14 protein-coding genes and 1 pseudogene are annotated in these 13,441 nt (G+C 72.8%); 5 read left to right on the forward strand and 10 right to left on the reverse strand.

Annotation, left to right across the window (positions count from 1 at the left end; genetic code table 11):
* The 7 genes and pseudogenes from J7462_RS00005 to J7462_RS00035 form a co-directional block, all read right to left on the reverse strand.
* Window positions 1-397, reverse strand: a pseudogene (locus J7462_RS00005) (conjugal transfer protein); the annotation flags it as partial.
* Window positions 394-1,878: an ATP/GTP-binding protein gene (locus J7462_RS00010; RefSeq protein WP_219459898.1), complete on the reverse strand. Its 1,485-nt coding sequence runs from the start codon at window positions 1,876-1,878 to the stop codon at window positions 394-396. The pseudogene J7462_RS00005 and the gene J7462_RS00010, both read right to left, overlap by 4 nt.
* 12 nt (window positions 1,879-1,890) lie before the next feature.
* Complete coding sequence (locus J7462_RS00015; RefSeq protein ID WP_219459901.1) at window positions 1,891-3,357, reverse strand: SCO6880 family protein; 1,467 nt, start codon at window positions 3,355-3,357, stop codon at window positions 1,891-1,893.
* Entirely contained in the window at window positions 3,354-4,613 is a 1,260-nt protein-coding gene (locus J7462_RS00020) for a hypothetical protein (protein WP_219459903.1), read from the reverse strand. Before J7462_RS00020 ends, J7462_RS00015 begins: the two co-directional genes overlap by 4 nt.
* Complete coding sequence (locus tag J7462_RS00025) at window positions 4,613-5,350, reverse strand: hypothetical protein (RefSeq protein WP_219459905.1); 738 nt, start codon at window positions 5,348-5,350, stop codon at window positions 4,613-4,615. Before J7462_RS00025 ends, J7462_RS00020 begins: the two co-directional genes overlap by 1 nt.
* A 9-nt stretch (window positions 5,351-5,359) precedes the next feature.
* The gene (locus tag J7462_RS00030; RefSeq protein ID WP_255597507.1) at window positions 5,360-5,683 is read right to left on the reverse strand and encodes a hypothetical protein; all 324 of its coding nucleotides are present in this window, start codon (window positions 5,681-5,683) and stop codon (window positions 5,360-5,362) included.
* Window positions 5,680-6,228, reverse strand: coding sequence for a hypothetical protein (locus tag J7462_RS00035; RefSeq protein WP_255597508.1), 549 nt, complete (start codon window positions 6,226-6,228; stop codon window positions 5,680-5,682). The genes J7462_RS00030 and J7462_RS00035 overlap by 4 nt, the downstream gene beginning before the upstream one ends.
* Before the next feature lie 319 nt (window positions 6,229-6,547).
* Between J7462_RS00035 and J7462_RS00040 the strand changes: the two genes are divergently transcribed.
* Window positions 6,548-6,952 carry a hypothetical protein gene (locus tag J7462_RS00040; RefSeq protein WP_219459907.1) on the forward strand — a complete coding sequence of 135 codons (405 nt, stop codon included), beginning with the start codon at window positions 6,548-6,550 and terminating at the stop codon, window positions 6,950-6,952.
* On the forward strand, window positions 6,949-8,085 hold the full coding sequence (locus J7462_RS00045) for a peptidoglycan DD-metalloendopeptidase family protein (protein WP_219459909.1): 1,137 nt from the start codon (window positions 6,949-6,951) through the stop codon (window positions 8,083-8,085). The genes J7462_RS00040 and J7462_RS00045 overlap by 4 nt, the downstream gene beginning before the upstream one ends.
* Here J7462_RS00045 and J7462_RS31570 read toward each other — a convergent pair.
* Window positions 8,045-8,479 carry a hypothetical protein gene (locus J7462_RS31570; RefSeq protein WP_255597509.1) on the reverse strand — a complete coding sequence of 145 codons (435 nt, stop codon included), beginning with the start codon at window positions 8,477-8,479 and terminating at the stop codon, window positions 8,045-8,047. The genes J7462_RS00045 and J7462_RS31570 overlap by 41 nt on opposite strands.
* Window positions 8,480-8,845: 366 nt before the next feature.
* Here J7462_RS31570 and J7462_RS00055 point away from each other — a divergent pair, with 366 nt between their 5' ends.
* From J7462_RS00055 to J7462_RS00065, 3 genes are read left to right on the forward strand one after another with little or no spacing between them, the layout of a single operon-like run.
* The gene (locus J7462_RS00055; protein ID WP_308290662.1) at window positions 8,846-9,286 is read left to right on the forward strand and encodes a hypothetical protein; all 441 of its coding nucleotides are present in this window, start codon (window positions 8,846-8,848) and stop codon (window positions 9,284-9,286) included.
* Window positions 9,286-10,785 carry a relaxase/mobilization nuclease domain-containing protein gene (locus J7462_RS00060; protein ID WP_219459916.1) on the forward strand — a complete coding sequence of 500 codons (1,500 nt, stop codon included), beginning with the start codon at window positions 9,286-9,288 and terminating at the stop codon, window positions 10,783-10,785. Before J7462_RS00055 ends, J7462_RS00060 begins: the two co-directional genes overlap by 1 nt.
* Window positions 10,786-10,798: 13 nt before the next feature.
* Entirely contained in the window at window positions 10,799-12,034 is a 1,236-nt protein-coding gene (locus J7462_RS00065; RefSeq protein ID WP_308290663.1) for a hypothetical protein, read from the forward strand.
* Between the two features lie 46 nt (window positions 12,035-12,080).
* On the opposite strand, the gene J7462_RS00070 is transcribed toward J7462_RS00065, so the two are convergent.
* Both J7462_RS00070 and J7462_RS00075 read right to left on the reverse strand, forming a co-directional pair.
* On the reverse strand, window positions 12,081-12,701 hold the full coding sequence (locus J7462_RS00070; protein ID WP_219459918.1) for a hypothetical protein: 621 nt from the start codon (window positions 12,699-12,701) through the stop codon (window positions 12,081-12,083).
* Window positions 12,701-13,390, reverse strand: coding sequence for a hypothetical protein (locus J7462_RS00075; protein ID WP_219459920.1), 690 nt, complete (start codon window positions 13,388-13,390; stop codon window positions 12,701-12,703). The genes J7462_RS00070 and J7462_RS00075 overlap by 1 nt, the downstream gene beginning before the upstream one ends.
* Window positions 13,391-13,441: the final 51 nt, after the last annotated feature.

Genomic DNA, 13,441 nt, shown 5'->3' on the forward strand with positions numbered 1-13,441 from the left:
CGGCGAGGCTCGGCCGTAGCCGCCGGCCGCTGTCGGCGACGCCCCGGGGGCCGAGGTGGGCGAGGTCCGTGCGGGTGGCCATCCGGCGGGCGGCAGAGTCGACCCGGGTGCGACGCCGGCGTGACCACCGCCAGGCCGTCACCGCCGCGGTGGTCAGCAGCGCCAGGACGGCGACCTCGGCGACCACGACGAGCGTGCAGGCGGTGGTCCAGGTGATCTCGCCGCGCAGCACCGCCAGGGCCACCCGGATCGGGCCGCCTGCGGTGTAGCCGGGTGGCCGGGTGAGCAGGACCGGCAGCCACGCCCCGACGGCCAGGACCAGGGCCAGGGCGGCGATGCCGCCCGCGATGAGGCCGGCGTCGTCGTGGCCGCCGCGTGGCCCGGCCGGGCGGCTCACGCCATCGTCCAGCGGAAGTCGGTGTTGCCGAGGCGCTTCTCCGTCTCGGTGGGCTCCAGGTGCACCGGGATGCCCGGTCGGGAGCCGACCTTGATGAGGAAGTTGCCCCGGCCGACGGTCTCGCTGCCCTCGGTGGCCGTCCAGGACGGCGGCGCCGACCAGGACAGCACCTCCCGTCGTTCGGCGTGCGACAGCGGCCGGACCCGGGAGACGGCGTCCAGTTCCTGCTCGGAGCAGGGGCCGATCATCAGCACCGCCGACCGTTCGGCGAAGCCGCGTGCCTTGGCCCGGTCGTGGGCGGTGGGCAGGGCTTCCAGGTCGGCCAGGGAGTGGGTGATGAACGCGGTGCCGGTGCCCTTCTGCCGGTTGAGCCGGGTGAGGCCGTCGGCGCGGTCGACCAGGCCGTGCCCGACGCGCAGCGCCCGCCACAGCTCGTCCAGGACGGTGAAGAACGTGCGGGCGGGAGCGAGACCGAGGTCGGCCATCAGGTGCGCGGCCTCGACCTGGGCGAAGCCATACGACCAGGTGGACAGGAGGGTCGCGGCGGTGCGTAGTTCGTCGGTGTCGTCGATGCTGGAGATGTCGACGCACACGGCGGGGGTGTCGAGGCGGATCGCGGTGGTGGTCTGCCCCTCGAAGGTGTCGCCGAGGGGGCCGTGCAGCAGCGCCAGCAGGGTGCGGCGTAGTCCGTTGGTCTCGTCGCGGAAGCGGTGCAGGTCCTGGTCTTCCTGCCAGAGGGTGACCGCGCGGACCTCCGGTGGGGCGTCGCGGATGACGCGTAGGACGTCGGAGAGCACCGGCGGGAGGTCGGTTTCGCGGTCGGCGAGGTAGCGCAGCGCGGCGGACAGCACGGTGGTCTCGTCCGAGCTGACGGGTCCGCGTCGGACCAGGGTGGCCAGGGCGACCAGCATGTTCAGCCGCCGGTCGGTGACGGCGGAGCGCACCACCGCGGCGGTGCGCTCGTCGACGCGGTCGAGGACCTGCCGCCATGGGCCGGCGTCGAGGGGGTTGATCCGGTCCAGGCCGGGCCCGACGCGCAGCACTTGCCCACCGAGGGCACGGACCAGTTCGGCGTAGTCGGGCTTGAGGTCGCCGAGGATCAGCGGGGTGACGCCCTGGGCGGTGAGGCCGAGGACCATCCGCCGCACGGCGGTGGACTTGCCCATGCCGGGTTCGCCTTCGATCCACACGGACGGGTTGTTGATCAGGCGGGCGCGGGTGTACCAGGAGATCGGGTCGAAGCACACCGCGCTGCCGGTGTAGAGGTGCCGGCCGATCGGTACGCCGATCATCGGCGTCGACGCGCCGGTGCCGAACGGGAACAGGCCGCACACCTGCACGGTGGTGCCCCGGTACTCCGTCGGTGGCTCGATGTAGGACCAGGCGCCGCCGCCGGGCCCGCTGTGGCCGAGCCGGCCGGGTCGGCGGCCGGCGGGTCGACGTGGCGGGGGTGGGGTGGCGTCGCGGGTGCTGATGGTCATACCGGGCACGTCCTAGAAGGGGATGGTGGCGTGGGTGGGAAGGACCACTCCGGCGGGCAGGCTGGCGGCGAACCCGGCGGCCTGGCAGCCGTACATCGGGCGTAGCGCCAGGCGGGCTTCACCGGCGCGGGCCCGGATGATGCCGGTGGCCTCGTCGAGGTGCTTGTCGTCGGCGACGGTGGCGGTGACCAGCACGGTGAACCGGACGACTCCCGCGCCGGTGGCCTCTTCCTCGGCGGCCTGTTCGGCGGCGGCCAGGTCGGTGAGGTCCCGGGCGCTGGCGCGGTGCTTCTTGCTGGCCAGGAACCGGGCGTCGCGTTTGTCGGACTCGACCAGGCGGGCCGCCTCGCCGGGGGAGTACGGCCGGTAGATCATGGTGACGCGCTTGCGCAGCAGTTGCGGGTCGGGCTCGGTGAGCCGGGAGAACAGCCGGCTGTACACCACCCCGCGAGGGGCCTCCACCAGGCACCAGGTGCGCGACACCCCGGAGTCGTGGCGGTAGGAGTCCCAGCTCTCCCGGGTGGCCACCGGCCCGGCCTGGGGCCAGTCGGGGGTCAGCCGGGGGTCGCGGGCGAGGTCCAGGGCGGCGGCCGGGTCGTACGCGGCACGCACCACCCCGGCGAGCCCACGGGCGGACATCGGCGTGATGCCCGCGCCGGTCGCGCCGGTGAGCCCGGCGTGCAGGTGCGGCAGCCGGGCGGCGACCTCACGGCACACGTCCTCGTGCGACATCGACCTGCCGGGCGGCGCGGTGTAGGTCAGGGACACCTGGGTGTCCACGGTCGCCGACCCGGCCGGGTAGGACTGCACGACGTCGTCGAGGACCTGCAGCGCCAGCGCTGGCGCGTCCGGTCGGCTGGTGGCGGCGACCTCGGCGGCGAGCCGGGTGCCCGGGTCCGGGGTGGTCTCGACGGTCACCTGGGCCTGCACGAGCTGCGGCTCGCGGGACAGCGCCGACAGCCAGGACGCCAGGTGCCCGACGCGGGCGTCGATGACGCCCTGGTCGACGAGGTCCATGCCCTCGGGGGCGCAGCGCAGGGTGACGGTGTAGTGCCGGCTCTGGGGGACCACCACCACGGCGACGACGCCGGAGCGGCCGGTCTCCACCTCGTACACCTCGGAGCGGGCCAGCACACCGGGCAGTTGGTGGGCGGCGGCCACCCGGGACGCGGCCCCGGAGACGTAGATGTGGTGGCGGCGGGACCGGGCCAGCCACCAGGCGACGCGGGCGGTGATGACCTGGAATCCGGTGCGCCCGTTGATCCGGATCGCCAGCGGCGCGAGGACCAGCAGCCCGGTGGTCGCGGTGACCAGGGAGGCCAGCACGGACACGGGCAGCATCGCGGCGGCGAGGACCATGACCAGGAACGCGGCGATGGTGCCGACCGGGCCGAGCCCGAACAGGCCAGCGCCGCGACCGAGCCGCCAGTTGCCGTAGGTGCGCTGGTCGCGGGTCTGCTCCCGCACGCCGGTGCTCACGAGCCCTCACCGTCGATCGCTCCGGATGCGGTGCCGCCGACCTTGCGTACCGCTGCCGGGCCGGCCTTGGCGGCGGCGACGGCCGCGACAGCGGCGATACCGATGGGGCCGGCTGCGGCGGCTGCTCCCGCGCCCGCACCGGCCGCCGCGCCACCGGACGCTCCGGCTCCCGCGCTCGCGGATCCGGCACCTGCTCCCGCCGCTTTGGCTCCCGATGCGCCTGCGGAGCCCGATCCGCCGATGGCTGGCATCGATCCGCCGCCTGACGGGCGGGGTGCCGGTGGGGTCGGGCCTGCCCCGCCGGGGCGTCCGCCGCCGGCCGCGCCGCTGTTGCCCGTAGCGCCGGCACCACCGGAACCGCTTCCGCTGAGTCGTACCGCTCCGGAGGCGACCTGTCCGGCTCCGGACGCGGCAGCGACGCCCACGCCGCCGGAACCGCCGCCGGACAGCACGGACACGGCCGGGGCGATGAGCCGCATCAGGGCGGGTAGCGCCACGATGGCCATGGCGAACATGACCAGCCCGGTCAGGAGGTCGGTCAGGCTCTGACCCTGGCCGAGCCAGAACACCGCCGCGTAGATCGTCGCTGCGGCCGGCTTGTAGAGCACCAGGGCCAGCAGCCAGGTGAGGTAGCGGCTGCGTACGGAGCCGCCGACGGCGGCGGCCACGGGAAGGAGCCCGGCCAGCAGCACCAGGCCGGCGTTGCGGGCCAACAGCAGTAGGAGCTGCACCATCGAGGACAGGAACAGCATCATCGAGATGCCGATCACCACCAGCGCTGGCAGGCCAGTGGTGTTGGCGACGGCCGGGGTGAGCAGGAGCAGCCGCTTGCCGAGGTCACCGTTGGCGGAGGCCGACAGGATCCAGTCCGCGTAGGCGTCGCCGATCTCGGTGAGTATCCGCACGGCCGGTACACCCGCTCCGGCGATCACGACCAGCAGGACGAGGTTCTTGCCGAGCGCGCCGGCTTCCCGGCCGTCACGCTCCAGGGCCATCTTGGTCGCGGAGAACAGCACCGAGCCGACGGCGATCGCAGCGACTGCCCAGGCGGTGTACGCCTGCAGGTGCTTGATCACCCCGGACTCTTGCGACACCACGGGGCTGGGGATGGCCAACCACCCGGCGACCAACGTCTCCAACATCTTCGCGGCGGCCTGTGACGCCTGGTCGGCCAGCTCGTCGAGGAACCGACCGGCGGTGTTCTGCACGATCTGACCGGGGATGCACGTCGGATCGATGACCGGGGTGCAGGGCACTACTGCGCACCCCACTCGACGACCCCCACGAGGTCGGTGGTCACCCGGTTCACCGACGTCCATGCGCCTGCAGGTGGGGCGACCATGCGCCAGTCTCCGTCACGCCAGCGCAGCGTCAGCGACAGGATGTGGTAGCGCGCGGTGCCGGCGGACGGTGCGCGGAAGGCCAGCCCGATCACGGCGGTGTCCGGGCTGTAGGACTGGAAGCTGAAGCCGGCGATCTGGCTGAGTTCCCCGGCCTGGGCCGGGGCGTCACCAGCGTTGCGGAGCGCCGCCAGGAGCCGGTCGCGGTCGTCGCCTGGCTCGAACTGCTGCTCGATCGTGGGTTCCCACGACTGGCGGCCGGCCGAGTAGCCGGCCCGGACGCTGAGTTGCGCTGCCGCGATCAGCGCGCCCTCGGGGGTGTGTGCGTAGCCAGCGGCGGTGCCACCGCTGAGGCGGGCCGGTCCCGCCGACGCGCTCACGGGCACCGCGTTCTGGCCGACGAGTTCCCATCGCACGCCGGACGGGGCGGTGGTCGGCACGACGGTCGGCAGGGCCTGCGGCGCGGTGCTGTCAGCGGACGGAGGGCTCGCCGAGGGTGCCTTTCCGGTCGTGCCGGTGCCGTCGTCGGTGAGCGTGGACACCGCGATGATGGCCCCGACGACGAGGACGATCAGCGCCAGCACCGCCGAGGCGATGAACCCCGGACGGGTCCAGGGCGGACGGTCGGCGAAGTCCTGGGTTGAGCGCGACATCGGTTCCTCCTAGATCAGCGCGGAGACCACCGCGGACGCGCTGCCGATGAGCATGCAGGCGGCGAACACCCAGCCGAGCTGGGAGATGTTGCTGTCGTCACCGCGGCGGTGCGAGATGGCCATCTTCGCGGCGGTGTAGAGCACCCCGCCGACGCAGGCGGTGGTGGCCAGGTAGGCGACCCACTTGAGGACGGTGAGGATCTTGTCTCCCACCCCGGGTGGGGGTGCACCACCGCCCGGGTCGGGGACCGGCGCGTTCGTGGGCTCGGGAGCGGCGGCCATCAGGTGGTCGAGGTGGGTTCGCAGGTGGTCGAGGTGTTCGATCAGGGTCATCGTGGACTCTCTTGGGGTGGGTGGATCTTCTGCCGGATCGCGTGGCGTAGTGCCTCGATGTCCGGGGATGCGCCGACGTCGTGAGGGTCGTCGGCGGCGAGTAGGGCGTCGACCCAGCCGACTTTCCACACCGCTGGCGCCCAGCCGCGCAGCAGGTGCAGCCGGTCGGTGACGATGCGCGGTGGGCGGCGCGGGGACGCGGCGACAGCGACCACGCCGAGCACCGCCACCGGGCCGGGCATGCCGGAGCGGCGACGCCACTGCTCGATCGCGCCGGTCGCGGCCCAGGTTCCGGATGCCGTGGCACGGCAGACCAGCACGACGTGGGCCGGTGGCGTCGCCGGCGTGACGAGCGGCCAGCCACGGCTGCCGAAGTCCAGCCCGATGCCGGTCAGCCGCACGAGCGTGGTGACGCCCGCGCCACCGTGGCAGCCGACCCACCACACGGGCGGCCATGCGGGCAGATTCGGCGGAATCACGGCGAAGGGCAGCGCGGGAGCGGGGCCGGGACGGGTGCGCGTCCTCGCCACGGTGGTCGTCTTCATCGACAGCCGTGCCCCCGCGCGTAGCTACACCCCGTCACTCGATGCCTCCCCCGCGTGTCAAGGTCACCGATGAGTACCCGACAGTAGCACTGCGTTTCCGAATGGATCTATGGTTATCCCTCGCTGCAATAGGACGCGAAAGGCACCACGGGGGAGGCGTCGGATGGCACGGAAAGGCTATGCATCTGCCTGCATCGATAGGGCTGGTTCCATTGTGCCGGGCGTGACGTTGGCGATGGTCGTGATGGCGGGGTGCGCGCCCGCCGTCAGTCGGCAGACGCCTGCGCCAGTGGACAGCAGCCCGGGGTATCCGGCGGCCGTGGCCGGTGGTGGATCGGCGGCGTCGAGCGTGGAGCCGCCGGGCGGGGACGACCACGACCGCGACGCGCCGAGCCTGCCCGCGCCTGCGGCGGACCGGGCGGCGTCGGTGGCGGCGACGTTCGCGGCGGCGTGGGCGCGGTCTGACCTGTCGGCGGCGACGTGGTGGCGGGGTGTGGCGGCGAGCTGTGAGGACAGCTTCGCCCGGTCGCTGCGCACGGTGGAACCGTCCCGGGTGCCGGCCACGCGGGTGACGGGCCAGCCGGTGGTCAAGCACGCGCCGCAGGACGGCAAGGCGGTGTTCGAGGTGCCCACGGATGCCGGGACGCTGACGGTCTGGCTCGCTGGCGTGGATGGTCGGTGGCTTGTCGTGGACGCCGACTTCCGTCGGGCGGTCAGCCGGTGAACCGTGCGCCGATCGCCGTTGGTGTGGCGGTGGTGGCGGTCGTCGCGGTGCTGTGCGGTGGCATGGTCGGGCTGCCGCTGATGATGTTCGGGCAAGCCAGCGCAGAAGCGGCGGGGTGCGAGGTGCCGTCGGTGGCCGGCTCGCCGGTGCCGGGGGTCGGATCGTGGGGTAGCGCGGAGACGACGAACGCCGCTGCGATCGTCGCTGTCGGCCGGCAGCGCCAGGTGCCGGCGCGCGGTTACGTCATCGCGCTGGCGACCGCGATGCAGGAGTCCACGTTGCGCAACCTGGCCAACGCCAACGTGCCCGAGTCGCTGACCCTGCCGCACGAAGGTGTGGGCCGCGATCACGACTCGGTCGGGTTGTTCCAGCAGAGGCCCGGCTGGGGCAGCGTGCGTGAGCGGATGACGCCCAGCTACGCGGCCGGGAAGTTCTATGAGGCCCTGGTGCGGGTCGACGGCTGGGAGCGGATGCGGTTGACCGATGCGGCGCAAGCCGTGCAGCGCTCCGGCCTGCCGGAGGCGTACCAGAAGTGGGAGGACGACGCCGAGCAGCTCGCCGCGCAGGTTCTTGGGCTGCCGAGCATCGACGACATTGGCGGCGGGGCACCGACGGCACCGTGTGGGGCTGACGACCTGGGGCCGGTGTTCGTTGGTCCCGGCGGTTGGGTGCAGCCCGTCCGTGCGAAGGTCGTGAGCCCGTTCGGGTCGCGGGGGGGTCGGCTGCACGCGGGCGTGGACCTGTCGAAGGCCGGCATTCGCGGCGACGAGATCCGGGCGGCGGCGGCTGGGGTGGTGGAGCAGGTCAAGTGTGACTGGTACACCACGTGCGACCGGGACGGCAACACCCGTCAGCGTGGCTGCGGGTGGTACGTCGACATCCGGCACCCGGGCGGCACCGTCACCCGCTACTGCCACATGATCCGGCGTCCCGAGGTGTCCATCGGTCAGCAGGTCACGGCCGGCGCGGTCATCGGGTTCGTGGGCAGCAGCGGTGGCAGCTCGGGTCCTCACCTGCACTTCGAGGTGCACCTCAAGGTGCGGCCAGGGCCGTTCCATGCCAACAGCACCAATGCGGTCGACCCGGTGCCGTTCATGCTGCAGCGGGGTGCGCCACTGGGGCCGGCGTCATGACCGGGCTGCATCCGGTGGTCTCCCTGCCTGGGGGCAGGGAGACCACCGGATGGTCGAGGGTCCGGGGATCAGGGTTGATCCGGGTGGTCGGGCGACGCGACCTGCTCGGCGGGTTCGGGGCCGGCGACCGTGCCGGGCGGCGGCGACGGGCCGGGCCCTGGTCGGGTGCGTCCAGGCCGAGTTTGGTCAGCTCATCGGGCGTCCAGCCGCCTGCCAGTGCTGCGGAGTACCGCACGTTGTAGTGGTCGTTGGCCTGGCGCAGGGCGTCGGCGAGCTGGTCGCGTTCGTGCCGCGCCGTCGCGGCCTCTCCGACCAGGTTGGCGCGCTCGCGCAGGAGCCGCAGGGCCGCCTTCTCGGTCTCGCTTCGAATAGCTTTGGCGCTCTGCTCGACCATGGAGTCCTCCCCAAGATCACGACGGTCGGGTGGGTATGGGCGCTGAGCTTAGCGGTCAAGATCGATCGGTGCGGTACCGCTTTTGCGGCGGGGCGGCCCGCCGGCGAAGGTGTTGGTACTGCCCGTCGAGGGCGTCGACCAGGACCAGGGGCTGACCCTCGGTCCCTCGTCCCTCGCCCCGCGTCGCGGGCTTTCGCGTGCGCCGTCGGGTGTGGTGTGCGTCGCCGCGCCCCCGCACCGTAGGCACACGGACGATCGCCTTCGGCGGGGAAGCAAGTTGGAGTAAAAGTCTGACTTTTGGTCAGTCGGGCCGCGTCGCGGCCGGTCAGGAGACGACGGGACACCCTCGTCGGGAGGGTGGTCGACGTGGTTGACCCTGCGCAGGTCGGCGTGGTCCGGTTCGGTGTGAGCGAGCGCCGACGGCGTGCCCACAACGACGATGATCCGCGCGTGCACCGGGTGACCGTGCGGTTGTCCGAGGCGGAGATGGCGGCGGTCGAGGCGAACGCGGCGGCGGCCCGGATGGCTACCTCGGCCTACCTGGCCGAGGTCGGGACGGCACCACTGGTGCCCGCCCCGACCGGCGGCGGCGGGGGCGAAGCGGGTCCACTGCTGGTCGAGTTGATGGGTGCGCATCGGCAGGTGCGCGGTGCGGCGCACAACCTCAACCAGGCCGTGGCCCGGTTGCACTCCACCGGTGAGCCATCCGGGGATCTGGCCGCGACGGCGGCGTACCTGGCCCGGGTCGCGGCGCGCGTCGACGAGCTGGTCACCGCGATCGCCGCCGCGCAGACGGGCCGCCGCTGATGATTCCGAAGGTCACGTACGGCACCGACGTCGACGGGCTGCTGCGGTACCTGTTCGGTCCGGGAAAGGCCGAAGAACACGTCAACCCGCACCTGGTCGCTGGGTACGACGATGTGGCGCTACTCGCCCCGAAGCAGCGTGACGGCGGTGGCAAATGGTCGCTGGGGGAGCTGGGGGCGCGGTTGAAAGCGCCGCAGATCGCTGCCGGGGAGCGCGGGGTGCAGCAGTACGTGTGGCAGTGCTCGCTGAGCCTGCCAGCCCAGGAAGGGCAGCTCGATGACGCGACCTGGGGCCGCATCGCGGGCCGGTTCGTCGCCGAGATGGGCTTCACCGGGGACGCGGAGCGGGCCGGCTGCCGGTGGGTCGCGGTGCGGCACGGGCTGTCGGCCAACGGCAACGACCACGTGCACCTGGTCGTCACCCTCGCCACCGAAGACGGGGCACCGGTGTGGCTGCGGCAGGACAAGCGGCGCAGCCAGCAGGTCGCCGACCTCCTGGAGGATGAGTTTGGGTTGGGCAAGTGGACGCCCGGCCGGGCGGGAGCGACGAAGCGGCCAGAGTTGAGCCGGCCGGAGGTCGACCGGGCCCGGCGCAGCGGTCAGGCACCGGACCGGGAGCTGCTGCGCCGCCAGGTTCGGGCGGCCCTGGCTGGGGCGGACAGCGAAGCCGATTGGGTCGGGCGGATGAAGGGCGCGGGGCTGCTCGTCGCTGCGCGGACGGCGGCGGAGGACCCGAACCAGGTGGTCGGGTACGCGGTCGCGCTACGGCCGGCCGGGGTGGGCAAGCCGACCTGGTACGCGGGGCGCAGCCTGGACGGAGACCTCAGCCTGCCCCAGGTCCGCAAACGGTGGCCCGAGGCGCAGCGCCCGTCAGCCGAGCAGTGGAAGGCAGCGGATTCCGCAGAATCGCGCCTGCGCAGTGAGGACCGGATGGCGGTGTGGCGCTCGTCCGCCGCCGTGCTGGAGGACGTCGCCGGCCGGCTGGCGGGGGTGGCTCCCGGCTCGCCGAAGTGGCCAGCGGTGGCGCGGGCCAGCGCCGAGCTACTCGCTCGGGTGGCGGCGGCCACCGAACCGTCGGGACGTGGCCCGGTGAGCCGGGCCGCCGATGCCCTGGCTCGCGCGGCGGCACCGCCGCGCCGGGCGCCAGCGCCCGCGTCGTCGTCGGTCGCCCGGGAGTTGGGGCGGGTGGCGGATGCCCTGTTGGTCGCCGGACACGCCCGCGACGGTGGCGAAGCGGCGGTCCTGCTCGCCGTGGTCGTCCAGGCGGCCCGGCTCGTCGTGGCGCTGGCCGAGCTGCGCGCCGCGGAGCAACAGGCCCATGCTGCCGGCGCGGCTGCTGCTGCCGCCGCACACCTGATGCCCCTGCTCCAGTCGAGTGCCCCACCCGTCGACCAGGTGCGCGTGCCCACCCAGAACGGCTTGCCGCAGCGGCCGGCCCACACCGTGCCGGGCCCGGTCCGACCCCGCGTCGATCCGAGCGTCGACCGGGATTCGCGTTGAGGAGGACAAGGTAGTGCCCGATAACGAGATGGCCGAGTTCCACCAACGGGCCACCGCGGCGATGACCGCCGCGATCCAGGCCGCCAGCCAACTGGCCCAGCTGCTGATCGAGGTCCGCATCGTGCAACTACAACGGGCCGCGCGGGCCAGCGAGGAGCAGGCCCGGCAGACCCGTGCGCAGGCGCGGGCGGCACAGCAGGCCGATGCGGCGGTGTGGCGGCCGGCGATGCGGCCGGGGTGGTGGCGCACTGCGGGGACGGAGGACATCGCCCAGGTGTGGCGTGCCGCATCGACGTGGCAGCACGTCGACCCCCGGGCGCAACAGGCCCGGCAGGTGGTGGTCGACCAGCTCGCCAAGCGAACCGGCCAGGCAGGCGGGAAGCCCGAGCCGGCGCGGGAACCGGACGACATCGAGGTGCTTTCCGACGCCGTCGACCGGGCGGTGAGCGAGGCCACGGACCGGGCGGGCCGACCGGCGATGACCGAAGAGGCGGTCCGGGACAGGCAGGAGCGGATGGCCGCTGAGGTCCGCAAAGCATGGCCATCTGGGCAGCGGGCCGACCGGGTGCTCGAGTGTGAGGCGTGGGGCGCTCTGGCGTACACGCTGGACCAGGCGCAGCAGGCCGGTCACGACGTGCAGCAACTCCTACGCGGTGTCCCCGGCTTCGTGGACCGGGCCCGGACCCCAGCAGCGTTCGCGTGCCGGGTGGTGCAGGACCAGCTCGCCGGGCGGATCGACCTCGGCACGGTGACCATGGACCGCGACCGAGGCGAAGCTCAGGATCAGTCGGCCCGCCCGGAGGAGTCCAGCCGTATGGTTCTGTCCGCCGTGGAGCAGGCGGGGATTCGGCGTGCGGGCGGTGTTGACGGTGAGCGCCTTCGCGCGGCGGCGGTCGCCTACTGGACAGAGCGGAAGCAGACTGCTGATCGGATCGACAGCGAGTCCACCTCGCGGGAGACGATCAAGCAGGTCACGTATGCCGTTAACCGGCTTGCGGCCTATCGCAGACCGCAGGACACGATGCGGGTATTCGGGGGGGAACAGCCAGCGGACCAGACGGAAATCCTGGCCCGAGTTGATCGAACAGCGGAGAGTCCTGTGGCCGGCCCGGCGGTGACGACCGCTCGGGCGTTTCCCGTCTCGACCCAGGATGCTGTTGCTGCGCCGCAGGCCAGCAGCGAGGCAGAGGAGCGGGGAACGGTGGCGTCGGTAGGCCGGTCATCCTCACCCGAGGTGCCAGGGCGCTAGTGCGGCGGCACCCACCGGGCCCCGGTGGACGCCGCCGCTGCGCGTTCTACTCGGCCGGGTTGGTCGTCCTGCGGCTTGTGGCCGCCATGATTTCGGTCAGTTCCCCGGCGCTCATCACCGACTCCACCGCGCCGAGCAGCCCTCCGTACGTCAGGTGTGCAGGGCCGCTGCCGTCCACCAGGTCGACGGGGGTGCGTGGTCTCTTGGCCAGATCGCGGCGGTCGATCCACCATCGTGCGCTGACCTGTCGGAGGGCGGCGGTCAGGTAGACGCGGGCGATGGGGTCGGGCTCGCTGTCCCAGTCGCGGTAGTCGCCACCGTGGCCGTGCTCGCGCACCAGAGCGTCGAGGGTGAGTGCGATGGGGTCGGTGGCGCCGTCGCAGATGCGGGCTACCAACTCGGCGAGCAGGGTGCCCCGGATCTCGGCGGCCAGTGCGGCCTGAGCGGCGGTGCCGTCCAAGGTCGGCCAGTCGGCGACAGCGGCGATCCTGGCGGCGCGGTGCTCCAGTTCTGCCTGTCGGCGGCGAGCGGCGTTGGCGCGGCAGTCGGTGCAGTCCTGCCGAGCAAGTCGCGCTGCGGCCTGGTCGTGTTGGCCCCGGGTGTTGGGGCCGCGCAGCAAGACCCGCTCGGTGTGGCCGCACTGGCATTCGATGTCCCGGCGTGGCATCAGTCGGCCGGCTGCTGGTCGAGGGACTCCACTGCCCACGGGTCGAACTGGGGAGTGACGCGAGGGCGGTCCGCCCCGTCGACTAGGTCCTCCAGCGTGACCCGTAGGACCTGACCGGCGGCCTGGTCGATAGCCGCCATGACGCCGGCCTCCGCCCGTTGCCTGAGCGTGCCGTCCGGGTCGGGGATCTCCAGGGCGAGGATGGCCCCGTTGTCCAGGGCTGCGACTGGGCCGTCGCGGTCCATGAGGTCCTGGTCGATGACCAGGACATACCGCATCATCCGGATGCCGTCGGCTTCCGTTTGCGGGTGCCCGGTGGTGGCTCGGAACATCCCGTACTTCGTGACCCACTGCCGAAGCTGCTGCTGCCGTTCGGTGTCGGTGGTGGCGGTGCAGCGGATGGTGGTGCGGGTGGGGCGTCCTCGGCGGCCCGGGGTGCCGGTACGCGTGTTGTGGGCGGTGACACGGCGTCCGACCTCATCGGTGCCGAGGTCGAGGCGCATGGCCGTGTCTCGGCGGCCGTAGACCTGGGTGGCTTCGACCACGGCGGCGTCGATGGCGGCGGCGATGGCGGCGGTGGCGGTGTTCTGGAGATCCATCAGGGCGCGGGCGCGTTGATCGGGGTAGGGCTTCCTGCCGGCGGCGGTGAGTGCGGCGCACAGGTCGGCGATAGTGGGCGGGTTCGTCATGCATTAAATAGTAGGTTGCCCTACTTATTAATGCAAGGAGGGTCGGGTTCC

It is taken from the genome of Micromonospora sp. RL09-050-HVF-A, from assembly GCF_019374995.1.
GTDB classification, from domain to species: Bacteria; Actinomycetota; Actinomycetes; order Mycobacteriales; family Micromonosporaceae; genus Micromonospora; species Micromonospora antibiotica.

What these genes read in the sequence shown, in the direction of transcription:
- J7462_RS00010 (WP_219459898.1), bottom strand. Translation starts at nt 1,878, where the DNA reads ATGACCATCAGCACCCGCGACGCCACCCCACCCCCGCCACGTCGACCC.
- J7462_RS00025 (WP_219459905.1), bottom strand. Translation starts at nt 5,350, where the DNA reads ATGTCGCGCTCAACCCAGGACTTCGCCGACCGTCCGCCCTGGACCCGT.
- J7462_RS00030 (WP_255597507.1), bottom strand. Translation starts at nt 5,683, where the DNA reads ATGACCCTGATCGAACACCTCGACCACCTGCGAACCCACCTCGACCAC.
- J7462_RS00035 (WP_255597508.1), bottom strand. Translation starts at nt 6,228, where the DNA reads ATGAAGACGACCACCGTGGCGAGGACGCGCACCCGTCCCGGCCCCGCT.
- J7462_RS31570 (WP_255597509.1), bottom strand. Translation starts at nt 8,479, where the DNA reads ATGGTCGAGCAGAGCGCCAAAGCTATTCGAAGCGAGACCGAGAAGGCG.
- J7462_RS00060 (WP_219459916.1), top strand. Translation starts at nt 9,286, where the DNA reads ATGATTCCGAAGGTCACGTACGGCACCGACGTCGACGGGCTGCTGCGG.
- J7462_RS00070 (WP_219459918.1), bottom strand. Translation starts at nt 12,701, where the DNA reads ATGCCACGCCGGGACATCGAATGCCAGTGCGGCCACACCGAGCGGGTC.
- J7462_RS00075 (WP_219459920.1), bottom strand. Translation starts at nt 13,390, where the DNA reads ATGACGAACCCGCCCACTATCGCCGACCTGTGCGCCGCACTCACCGCC.